This is a genomic window from Flavobacterium ponti, assembly GCF_042652765.1.
Classification (GTDB): Bacteria; Bacteroidota; Bacteroidia; order Flavobacteriales; family Flavobacteriaceae; genus Flavobacterium; species Flavobacterium ponti.
Map to the genome: position 1 here is coordinate 87378 of NZ_JBHSGW010000025.1, position 11577 is coordinate 98954.

At 30.6% G+C, this 11577-nt stretch carries 14 protein-coding genes; 2 read left to right on the plus strand and 12 right to left on the minus strand.

All coding sequences use genetic code 11. The annotated features are described in order from the left end of the window. Positions 1–189: 189 nt before the first annotated feature. Entirely contained in the window at positions 190–1500 is a 1311-nt protein-coding gene (locus tag ACFO3U_RS08600) for a T9SS type A sorting domain-containing protein (protein ID WP_379740656.1), read from the plus strand. A 62-nt stretch (positions 1501–1562) separates the two neighbouring features. On the opposite strand, the gene ACFO3U_RS08605 is transcribed toward ACFO3U_RS08600, so the two are convergent. Then, complete coding sequence (locus ACFO3U_RS08605; RefSeq protein WP_379742071.1) at positions 1563–1976, minus strand: thiol-disulfide oxidoreductase DCC family protein; 414 nt, start codon at positions 1974–1976, stop codon at positions 1563–1565. Between the two features lie 91 nt (positions 1977–2067). Further along, entirely contained in the window at positions 2068–4236 is a 2169-nt protein-coding gene (locus ACFO3U_RS08610) for an endonuclease MutS2 (protein WP_379740659.1), read from the minus strand. An 82-nt stretch (positions 4237–4318) separates the two neighbouring features. Between ACFO3U_RS08610 and ung the strand changes: the two genes are divergently transcribed. Then, positions 4319–4990 carry a uracil-DNA glycosylase gene (gene ung, locus ACFO3U_RS08615; protein WP_379740662.1) on the plus strand — a complete coding sequence of 224 codons (672 nt, stop codon included), beginning with the start codon at positions 4319–4321 and terminating at the stop codon, positions 4988–4990. Positions 4991–5076: 86 nt separating this feature from the next. On the opposite strand, the gene ACFO3U_RS08620 is transcribed toward ung, so the two are convergent. The 10 genes from ACFO3U_RS08620 to ACFO3U_RS08665 all read right to left on the minus strand — a co-directional run bounded on the left by ACFO3U_RS08620 (position 5077) and on the right by ACFO3U_RS08665 (position 11555). Further along, a complete protein-coding gene (locus ACFO3U_RS08620; RefSeq protein WP_379740665.1) occupies positions 5077–6009 on the minus strand; it encodes a transglutaminase domain-containing protein in 933 nt (310 codons plus the stop codon). Positions 6010–6028: 19 nt separating this feature from the next. Then, positions 6029–6880, minus strand: coding sequence for a substrate-binding domain-containing protein (locus ACFO3U_RS08625; protein WP_379740668.1), 852 nt, complete (start codon positions 6878–6880; stop codon positions 6029–6031). 138 nt (positions 6881–7018) lie between these two features. Next, the gene (locus ACFO3U_RS08630) at positions 7019–7552 is read right to left on the minus strand and encodes a GNAT family N-acetyltransferase (RefSeq protein ID WP_379740671.1); all 534 of its coding nucleotides are present in this window, start codon (positions 7550–7552) and stop codon (positions 7019–7021) included. Next, a complete protein-coding gene (locus ACFO3U_RS08635; protein ID WP_379740674.1) occupies positions 7543–7995 on the minus strand; it encodes a DinB family protein in 453 nt (150 codons plus the stop codon). Before ACFO3U_RS08635 ends, ACFO3U_RS08630 begins: the two co-directional genes overlap by 10 nt. Further along, positions 7992–8369, minus strand: a complete 378-nt coding sequence (locus ACFO3U_RS08640) for a VOC family protein (RefSeq protein WP_379740677.1) — start codon at positions 8367–8369, stop codon at positions 7992–7994. Before ACFO3U_RS08640 ends, ACFO3U_RS08635 begins: the two co-directional genes overlap by 4 nt. Then, entirely contained in the window at positions 8366–8908 is a 543-nt protein-coding gene (locus ACFO3U_RS08645) for a DUF1003 domain-containing protein (RefSeq protein WP_379740681.1), read from the minus strand. The genes ACFO3U_RS08640 and ACFO3U_RS08645 overlap by 4 nt, the downstream gene beginning before the upstream one ends. Positions 8909–8949: 41 nt before the next feature. After that, the gene (locus tag ACFO3U_RS08650) at positions 8950–9183 is read right to left on the minus strand and encodes a hypothetical protein (RefSeq protein WP_379740684.1); all 234 of its coding nucleotides are present in this window, start codon (positions 9181–9183) and stop codon (positions 8950–8952) included. Between the two features lie 40 nt (positions 9184–9223). After that, entirely contained in the window at positions 9224–10090 is an 867-nt protein-coding gene (locus tag ACFO3U_RS08655) for a nucleoside phosphorylase (protein ID WP_379740687.1), read from the minus strand. Between the two features lie 90 nt (positions 10091–10180). After that, a complete protein-coding gene (locus ACFO3U_RS08660; RefSeq protein WP_379740689.1) occupies positions 10181–10513 on the minus strand; it encodes a translation initiation factor in 333 nt (110 codons plus the stop codon). 88 nt (positions 10514–10601) lie between these two features. Next, positions 10602–11555 carry an isopenicillin N synthase family dioxygenase gene (locus tag ACFO3U_RS08665; protein WP_379740691.1) on the minus strand — a complete coding sequence of 318 codons (954 nt, stop codon included), beginning with the start codon at positions 11553–11555 and terminating at the stop codon, positions 10602–10604. Positions 11556–11577: the final 22 nt, after the last annotated feature.

Sequence of the window (11577 nt, forward strand, 5' to 3'; positions counted from 1 at the left end):
TAAAAACTTTTAAAAGAGAACAATAAGTATTGTTCTCTTTTTTATTTATAAAAATAATTTTAGCTCTTTCGTTTATATTTTATCTAATTAAATAATTAGTTTTCATATTGTTAAAAAAAGGAGTAAATGATAATTCTTACATTATTTTTTAATACATTTACATTAACTAAATTATAAAAAACTAAAAAAATGATGAAAAAACTACTTTATTTATTACTGATTGTGCCATTTATTTCTAATGCACAATTTTGGACAGAAAAAGCCACAACTTTTGCTACTGCTAGTAGAGGTGTAAATTGCATTTCTATTGTTGATGCAAACACAGTTTGGGTAAAAGCTTATGATGGTTCAGGAGCAGCCGTACAAACCATTAAAGAATATGCAAGAAGTACCGATGGAGGAAACACATGGACTTCAGGTACTATGAATCTTGGTATTGGAACAGGAGGTTTAGGAATTGGAAATATCACTGCAGTTTCAGGTACTACTGCTTGGATTTCTGCTTTTCCTGCAACTGGTAATCTTGGAGGTATTTGGAAAACAACTGATGGTGGAACTACTTGGACTAAACAAACAACTGCTTCTTTCAACACAGGTACAGATTCTTTTACAAACTGGGTGCACTTCTTTGATGCAAATAATGGAGTTTGTCAAGGTGATCCAGCAGGAGGTTATTTTGAGATTTATACTACTTCTAATGGTGGTACAACTTGGACTAGAGTGCCATCAGCTAACATTCCTTTGCCGCAAGCAACTGGTGAATTTGGAATTACAAATCTTTTTGAAGTAGCTGGAGGAACAATTTGGTTTGGTACAGATACTGGAAGATTATATAAATCTACAAATATGGGTTTAAATTGGACTGTTTCAGCTACACCTTCAACAAATTTAGGGGCTGATACTTTTAGTTTTAAAGATGCAAATAATGGTATAATTTTAACAGCAAGTGGTAATTTATACAAATCTACTGATGCAGGAACAACTTGGACACAACAAGCTTTCTCAGGACCTATATATACTGGTGATATAACTTATATCCCAGGCACTACAAGATTAGTTTGTACTGGTGCAGCTACTGGTGCTTCAGGTTCTGCTTATAGTTTAGATGACGGTTTAACATGGATAGGTGTTGATTCAGTTCAACATAATGACGTTGTCTTTTTAAATACTACTACTGGTTTTACAGGTGGTTTTAACACTTCTGCTACAGTAGGTGGAATATCTAAATATACAGGAACTGTTTTACCAACGCAATCATTTGAAGCAGCTGGTTTTTCAGTATATCCAAATCCAGTAAATGATAGCTTTACAATTCAAAATAGAAATAATATTGCTATTTCAGGTTTAACAATTTCTGATATTAATGGAAGAACGGTTAAAACTCTAAATGTGAATGCAATTGAAAATCAAATCAATATTTCTGATTTAAATTCAGGTGTATATTTCTTAAATATCGCTTCTGATAATGGTTCAGCTACAAAGAAAATTATTAAAAATTAGTTTTTAATAATTATTAATCGGTTTTTAATGAAAAAGCTCCTTATTTAATTGAGGAGCTTTTTTTATAAAAATTTGTCTATGGTTTCTTTTGTAGGAATCATACATTCGTCTTTTTTACCGTACCATTTGTATCTGTTTCTAGCAATGTAATCATAAACAAAATCAGTAATGAAAACTGGTAAAAATCGAAACAAGCTAATCATTTTGTAAAATCCTTGTAAATAATTAGCTATTCTAAAAGCAGCTTTTGATTTGTAATAATAAGCATTACCTGGTTCGTATAAAACAATTGAATCTGTTTTACTTCTATCAATTCCAATATGATTTATTATTTTTTCTCCTAATTCAGATTGCAAAGCCACAAATCGGAAAATATCTTTTTTGTCATTCTTAAGAATCAATTGAACCGATTTATCACACAAATTACAAACACCATCAAAAAGAATGATTTTTTTGTCTTTGGGTAAATCTTCTATATTTTTAATTTTCTCCATATCATTTTACTTCAAAACGAAAATTACTTATTTAATTTCTTTCTGAAAATCTAAAATCTGAATATCCATAAATCTAAACAGGTTGCACATATTCTAATTCATTCAAACTTACTTTAGATGTAAAAACACCATAGTTCACTGTTGCTTTTGTTTTTTCAATTTTATCAATAGTTCCAATGGCTCTTCCATCTTTCATGCGAACTCTATCGCCAATTTTTAGCACAACTTGTGGTTTGTTTTCTTCTTCAATTTTAGCTTTTATTTTCTTTTCTTTTTTGGCTGCACGAATTTTCTCTACTTTGACTTCAACTTCTTTGATGATTTCTTTTTTAACTACTTCAACAGCTTTTTTCTCTTTGGCAGTAGTCTTCTTTCTTTTTGAGTTTTCTATCTCAACCATTTTTAAGAATTCACCAATTAAAGTTTTTTTGTCTTTATTATTGAAGTACTTTTCAGAAATGTCATCTATTTTCTGACCCATATAAATCAAACGTTGATTGGCATCATATAATTCTTGATAACGTTCTAGTTTATCTTGAATTTTAGCATTAATACCTTCCATTTTCTTGCTTTCTTCACGAGCTTTGGTTTCTTCTTCTTTTAAAATGTTTGAAGTTTTTTCCAATTTGGAACGCTCTTTTTGCAAAGTAGCAATGGTTTTATCAAAACGAACTTTTCCTTTTTCAATTTTCTTTTTAGCACGATTAATTAATCCAAACGGAATTCCATTTTTCTGAGCCACTTCAAAGGTAAACGAACTTCCAGCTTGACCTAAATGCAATTTATACATGGGTTCTAAGGACTTTTCATCAAAAAGCATGTTTGCATTTGTAGCAAAAGGCAATTCGTTAGCTAATATCTTTAAATTAGTGTAATGTGTTGTTATGATGCCAAAAGCTTCTCTGTGATAAAATTCTTCTAAGAATGTTTCAGCCAAAGCACCACCTAGTTCTGGATCAGAACCTGTTCCAAATTCGTCAATTAAGAAAAGCGTTTTTGCATTACACTTTTTCAAAAATTGATTCATATTCTTCAGACGATAACTATACGTACTTAAATGATTTTCAATGGATTGATTATCGCCAATATCAGTCAAAATTCTGTCAAATAAGAATGTTTTACTTCTTTCATGAACTGGAATTAACATACCACTTTGTAACATCAATTGCAACAAGCCGATGGTTTTTAAGGAAATCGTTTTTCCACCTGCATTTGGACCAGAAATAACAATGATTCTGTTAGTATTTTCTAATTCAATGGTTTGTGGAAAAGTAACTTGATTTTTTGCTTTATTGTTCAGATATAGTATTGGATGATAAGCTTCACGAAAAAATAAATGCTTTTCTTCTGTGATTTCTGGTAAAATGGCATTTAATTTATTGGCATATTTCGCTTTAGCTGCAATGACATCAATATCACTTAAAAAGTCTTGATATTGCATTAATAAATCAGTAAACGGACGAATTTCGGCACTTAATTTCTTTAAAATGCGTTGGATTTCTTCTCGTTCTTCGTATTGTAAATTATTCAACTCTCTTGAATAACGTAAAGTAGCTTCGGGTTCGATATAGGCTATACTTCCTGTTTTAGAACTTCCTAAAATAGAACCTTTTATTTTTTTGCGATACATGGCTAAAACGGCTAAAACCCTACGATTTTCAACTACTGTTTCGCGAATATCATCTAAATAACCCAAAGAATTGTATTGACTCAAAGCTAAGCCAAAACTCTGATTGACTTTACCACGAACCAAATTTATATCTCTACGAATATTCACTAAATCTGGGGAAGCATTATCTTTAATTTCTCCATACTTATCAACTACTTCATCAATTTTTTGAACGATGAATTTGGTATACTCAACTTCAGTCGCTTTTTTGTTTAGTTTTGGATAATAGTCTTCAAATTTTTGGAAAAACTTGATTAAAAAATTAGAGGTTTCTGATAATTGAGCTAATTTTCTAAAGGTTCCTACTTCCAAAAAACTATCTTCAATTTTAAGAAACTTGATGTCTTTTGTCAAATTTTCAAAACCGTGATTTGGAATGGTGTTGTTATTGCTGAAAGAAGCTACATATTCAGAGGTTTGCAACAAACTATCCATCAAAGATTCTTTGTCTTTAAATGGAGCAATTTGCAATGCTTTTTGTATTCCAATTTCCGTATTGCATTTTTCGGAAACGGTTTCTAAAATCGTATTGAATTCTAAGTCTTGAAGTGTTTTATTGGTAATTGAAATCATGGTTTATTTGCGAAAGTTCAAAGTTACAAAGTTTCAAAATGTATTTTAATCTAAAATTCATATTTTTGGTAAAATTTAAGCTATGTTAATCGATATTTCTACTTCTTGGCAAGAAAAACTACAAAATGAGTTTGAAAAACCTTATTTTAAGGAATTAATGTATCAAGTTGAACAAGAATATCAAGAGCATATTTGTTTTCCTCCAAAAGAATTGATTTTTAATGCTTTTAAGTCTTGCTCATTTGAGGATGTGAAAGTCGTAATCATTGGTCAAGATCCTTATCATGGTGAAGGAGAAGCTAATGGTTTGTGTTTTTCAGTGAATAATGAGGTAAAAATTCCACCTTCATTGCGAAATATTTATAGAGAAATTGCTACTGATTTAGATTCGATTTTCATGCCAACTCATGGCAACTTACAACTTTGGGCTAACCAAGGAGTTTTGTTGTTAAATGCATCTTTGACCGTTAGAAAAGATACTCCAAACAGTCACAAACATTTGAAATGGAATGTTTTTACTGATGAAGTAATTCGAATTATATCTGAAGAAAAAGAACATGTTGTTTTTTTACTTTGGGGAAGTTTTGCTCAAAAAAAAGGAGCTAAGATTGATAAAACAAAACACTTAGTATTAGAAAGTGGTCATCCATCTCCAATGAGTGCTAATCAAGGAAAATGGTTTGGCAATAAACATTTTAGCCAAACGAACGAATATTTAGAAAAAATAGGAAAAAAGCCTATTGAATGGTTTTAATTCACTTTTACTAAAATATTCATAAACAATTTAAAACAACCTGAAACAAATTGAAACTATTTAAAAACAACTTGAAACTATATAAACTAATCTAAAGTTAATTGCCCTAAAATCTCTTCACTCATAAACGGACCACCAGGATATCGAGCTGTATAATCAAGGTTTAACCAATATTGTCCTCGTTCATCAAAGTGATAATGGATTTGTTTTCCAGCACTTTCTTTTACAAAAAGTTTGTCTTTAATCAACAAAATAGCCAATTCTAAATCAGCTTTACTTCCAATTAACATTTCAGGATAAATATGTCCACCCGTATGAATTAATCGAGGAGTACCACCAATTGCTCTGATACAAGCAGCCATAAGAATAGCATGATCATCACAATCTCCAGAAAAATGCTGTAAAGTCTCACTAGCTCTCGCAATATATTCTCTTCCAATAGGGTCATTTACGTAGTTCCAGCGGTTTTTTATTTCTTTAAAAACAGCAAAACATTGTACCATTTTTCTGTTTTCTTCATTGGTTTTAAAATCAGAAAAATGCTTTGTTGTTGCATAAAGAGCAAAGTTTCTAACCTTTGGATTAGTAAACTCAACAGCTGCAATTACTTTAGATTTATTGGGAAAAGGCAATAATTTAGAGATAATAATGTCTTGAGGATTTGGATTATTTTGCATGGCAAATAGCATAGCTCTATAATCTTCAAAAACTCGGTTGAATCCATAATTACCAATTAATGTACCATAAATTAAAAATAATAGATATATGAAAATACTAATTAAAGTAACACGTCTTAAAATCCTTAATAGCAATTGAATAACAGCAATTAAAACTACAAATATTAATATCCTATCTAATTGAAAAGGCCATTCCAAATCAATTAAATTTTGATGTAGAATCATGAATAACGGAATGGCAATTAGAATATTTAAAACAAGTATAATAATAGAATCCCACGGTTTTTTGACGTGAAAATAAGGTTCTATTTTTTTATATACTTGTTTAACTTTTTCTAACATAATTTTCTAAAATGTAAAGCTACAAAGAGTTTACAATTTCAGCAAAAGTACCTTTTTTATCTATAATTTTTAGCTCAAACAGTTGATTTTGAATTTTGTTTAACACTTTTTCATCTAAATTCTTTTGTGACCAATGAGTTAATGCTAACCACTCTTGAATATCTTCTATTTTTTGGTTGTATTTAGAAGCCAATGTTCTATCAATACTCGGAATCATTTTGAATTCCTCAGTGGTCATGTTGATGATTTCTAAAATTTGAGCAATTGTATTTGGATGTTTTTCCAAAACTTCATTTCTAACAGCAATTACAAAGCAAGGCCAAGGTGTTGGACAATCTGCAATTCTTCTAAAAATTCCTTTGTCAACTAATGGTTTTGTCATGAAACGTTCCCACATGAAATAATCGGCTTTCCCATTACTTAGTGCTTCCACAGCTCCATCAATGGTGTTTACGATTTCAAATTGTAGGGTAGAAGTATCCCAATTTTGATTTTGAGCATTCACAATACTCATCAAATGCGAACCTGAACCCATTCTAGAAATAGCTGGTTTTTTATCTTTTAAATCGGCTACTTCTTTATATTTTGATTTAGCATCGACGTGAATTCCCCAAATCAAAGGACTTTGCACATAAACTTGCACAATTTTAGAATCATTTCCAGCATTGATATCTTTTACGATTCCTTCAGTTAAAATTACTGCCATATCAGTTTCTCCATCACGAAGCATTTGACACATTTTACCTGTTCCTTCTGGAACGTCTGTCCATTCTAAGTTGATACCAACTTCTTCAAATTCTCCATTTTCAATGCACATATGCCAAGGCAAATTGAAATGTTCGGGTACACCTGCTATTTTTATTGTTTTCATGTAAAGGTTAAAAGTTTATGAGTTTATAAGGTTAAAAGGTTTTGTCTTTAAATAATAAATAATTTTGCTAACTGCTAACTGCTAACTGCTAACTGCTAACTGCTAACTGCTAACTGCTAACTGCTAACTGATTACTGATTACTGAACACTATTTTTAATCTGCCACCATTTCCAAGTCACACCATGTTCATCAGGATAATCTTCCATAAATTGCATACCACATTTGCTTAAAACTCTATTAGATGCTCCATTTTCAGCATGAGTATAAGCATTCATTTCTTTTATATTCATTTTTTTAAAACCATAGTCTAACCAAAATTGTGTAGCTTCAGTTGCATAGCCTTTATTCCAAAAAGGTTCACTTAAACGATAACCATAATCATAAAAATTAGTGTTTCCATTTTCCACATGGTCGTTCACAAATTTTATTCCTGTCCAACCTATAAACGTTCCTGTTTCTTTTAAAATTGTAGCAAAACGGCCAATTTTGTTTTCTTTGTATTGACGTTGTACATACTCAATCACTTTAATGCTTTCATCTACAACTACTTCAGGTTTTTGCCAAAGATATTTGTGAACATTTGGATTTTTATTCAATTCAAATAATGCTTCAGCATCACTTATTTCAAGTGGACGAAGTAATAATCGTTCTGTTTCTAAAATTAAATCCATTTTGAGTCAATTTGTTTTAAATGATGATAAAAATGATCCAAATAATCTTCTATTAAAAATGCCAAATTTTTCTTTTCTCCGTTAGGAAGAATAAGTTCAAATTCAAGCGTTTTTGAAGTTTGATTTTTCATTAAATATAACATATGATTATTTAATTTCAACCATAAGTTTACTAATTCTTGATTGTCTTTGTTTTGATAATGATTTGCTAAAACCAATTCATTTTGATTATAAGCTCTTATCTGATATGGTTTTTCAATAAATTGAATTTCTGTTAATCTTTGTAAGTTGTTTAAAGCTGAATCAATTAAATGTCCTATGATTTCTTTTTTTGACCATTTATCTTTTGAAATTTTCAATTCAAAATCAGCAATGGAATTTGTTGAAACAAATAAATCAATATTATTCAATACATTTTCAAATGCTATTAATTTTGCTTTCATTCAATTTTCAAATTTGATATAATCACTCTGTAACCATCAGGATCTAACACCATTTTACCATTTTCATTCCAGTATGGATTTTTGGCAATAATAGTATTAATTGCATTAATTTCCAGTGATTTAATAATTTCATTATATTCCTCTTCAGAAATTGGATAAAAAACCAAAGCATCATCTTCATTAAAATCAAATTTAATCCTTTCATCTGATTTTGTGAATTCTAAATGCCAATCTAAATTAGGTTTGCCTAAAAATAATCCATCATAACCATCATGGTTTTCAAAACTACCTAAAACCTCAAACCCTAGAATAGTTATATAAAAGAATTTAATAGCTTCTAAATCATTGGTATGTCTTGCTACTCTAAATTTCATGGTTTAGCATCTAACTTTTTTTGTATTTTTTTAATCATCTCTATTTGTTCCGCTTGACTTTTAATTAGAATCTGAATTTGTTCTTCTAACAGTAAATCCACTTTTTGATGCAAACTTCTTAATTCTAATTCGGCTTTTAAATTGATTAAATAATCATTTTCACTGCGTTTTCTGTCTTTTTCTTCTTGTCTGTTTTGGCTCATCATGATGATTGGAGCTTGTAATGCAGCAATACATGACAATACCAAATTCATCAAAATAAAAGGATAAGGATCAAATTCTAATGATTTTATAGCAAGTGTATTGAATAATATCCAAAGAAACAGAATTATTGAAAAAAGAATGATAAACTTCCAACTTCCTCCAAAGCTTGCCACTTTATCGGATATCTTTTGTCCTTTTGTCATTATTTCTTCTGGCTGATGTAAAAGGTTGTCAACCATTAGTTTTTCTTCATCAAAAGTTTGTTTGACAATGTTTTGTAGTTTTAGTAATTGCTCTTTTTCAGAGTTTAATAGGATTTTTGATGACTTTTCCATAAATAAGAATTTAGAAATTAGAATTTAGAATTCAGAATATTTTAATCAATTATATCTATTATAAATAAAACAAATATGAACGTTAGAATACCAACTACAAATCTTGATCTATTTGAAAAATAGTTTATGTTTTGGCTTTCAGTTAAATCATCAAATAGATAATAACCTAGTTCTGTTTTGTAGTTTTTTGAATAAAGCATATTTAATGAAAAGGCAAACAACCACAATGAAAATCCTCCAAAAGCCATGAATAATTTTTGAATTAATGTACCCATTTTAATTTATCTTAAACTTAATACTCTTGTCTTAATACTTTTACTCAGCTAATTTATTTAAAGTATAAGCAATCAATTCTTCAACAGCTTTGTATGGGTCATCACTAAAATTTCCTGTTGCTCGGTTGGCAATTATGGCATTTAGTGATAAACATTCGTGACCTAATAGTTTTCCTAAACCATAAATGGCAGCAGTTTCCATTTCTAAATTGGTCATTCTAATGCCTTTATAATTAAAGTTGTCCATTTTATGGTTTAATTCCTTGTCTTGAATCTCCAAACGTAATACACGACCTTGTGGACCATAAAAACCACCTGCTGTACCAGTGAATCCTTTGTGCATTTTATCACTGAAAATCTTATTTGCTAAAGTTTCACTGCCTTTTACAACATAAGGTTTTCCTTTTCTTAAATCCCAATTTGTTTGATTAATGAAAGCTTCTTCAATATCTTTTTCTGAAATGGTATCAATCAAATAGGAGCGAAGCATGTTGTCTAAACCAATAGCATATGCACTCATTACAAAACTATCAACAGGAATATCTGCTTGCAATGAACCAGATGTTCCAATACGAACAATATTTAGTGTAGTAAGGTCAGTTTTGGGTTTGCGTGTTTCTAAATCAATATTAACCAAAGCGTCTAGTTCGTTCATCACAATATCAATATTGTCTGGACCAATTCCAGTTGACATGACGGACATTCTTTTACCTTTATAAATTCCGGTTTGGGTTTTGAATTCTCTTTTTTGAGTGGAGAACTCAACAGCATCAAAATGTTTGGTTATTTTTTCTACACGGTTTTGATCACCCACAAAGATGATGTCGTGAGCAATATTTTCTGGTTTTAAATTCAAATGGTAAACACTACCGTCTGGATTTAGTATTAGTTCTGATGATTGGATCATTAGTTTTTTGTTTATAAGTTTATGTGGTTAAAAGGGTTTGTGTTAATTAGTAGTAATCTGAGGACTTCCAACTGAACACTGAACACTTTCTTAGCCTCCAACACGTTTTGTTTTAAACCCTTTTTCTTGAAGAAATTTCATGATTTTATCTCTATAGTCTCCTTGAATAATAATTTCTCCATCTTTGAAACTACCACCAACAGCAAATTTGCTTTTGATTTCTTTGGCTAGGATTTTAAAGTCTTCGTCTTCTCCTTCGTAACCAGAGATTATGGTTGTGGGTTTGCCTTTTCTTTTCTCGTATTTGCAAATCATTGGTTCTTTTTGAACGAATAATTCATGTTCATTTTCCTCAGTAGTTTCTGGCTCGTTAGAAACTTCGTGGTCTGGGAATAGATTTTTAAGTTGTTCGCTTAAATCCATTTTTTTATTGATTTAAACCATTAAGCAATTAAGGTTCATTAAGCAAAACTAACTTAATGAACCTTAATATCTAAATGGTAAAATAAGTTTACTTTTTAATCAATCCTAATTCTACTAATCTTTCATGCAAGAATTCACCAGCTGTGATGTCATCGTACTTTTTAGGATTTTCAGCATCGATACAATCTTCTAAAACATCTAATTTCATGTCGCTTACAGGATGCATGAAGAATGGAATTGAATATCTAGAGCTTCCCCACAATTCTCTTGGAGGATTTACTACTTGGTGAATAGTAGATTTTAATTTATTGTTAGTATGTCTTGATAACATATCACCTACATTGATCATTAACTCGTCTGGTTCAGCCATAGCATCAATCCAATCACCGTTGTGGTTTTGTACTTGCAAACCTTTTCCTTGAGCACCCATTAATAGTGTTATCAAGTTAATGTCTCCATGAGCAGCAGCTCTTACAGCACCATCTTTCGGTTCGTCTGTGATAGGAGGATAGTGAATTGGTCTTAAAATAGAATTTCCATCTTTGATGTATTTGTCAAAATAGAACTCATCTAAACCAATGTATAAAGCCAAAGCTCTTAAAACATAAATACCTGTTTTTTCTAACATTTGATAGGCTTCTTTACCTACTTGGTTGAATTTTGGTAATTCGGTTACTTCTACGTTATCTGGATATTCTCCTGCGTATTTGGAATCTTTGTCGACATATTGACCAAAGTGCCAAAACTCTTTTAAATCTCCAGCCGAACGGCCTTTAGCATGTTCTTTACCGAAGGAAACATAACCGCGTTGTCCTCCTATACCAGGGATTTCATATTTGGCTTTTGTCTCTAGAGGCAATTGGAAGAAATTTCTAACTTCACCATATAAACTTTCTACTAATTGGTCATCTAAGAAATGACCTTTTAAGGCTACGAAACCAATTTCTTCGTAGGCTTTTCCGATTTCATTTACAAATTTTTGTTTACGTGCCGGATCATCCGACAGGAAATCACGTAAGTCAACACTAGGAATTTTTTGCATTGTATTACTTTTTGTTACTAAC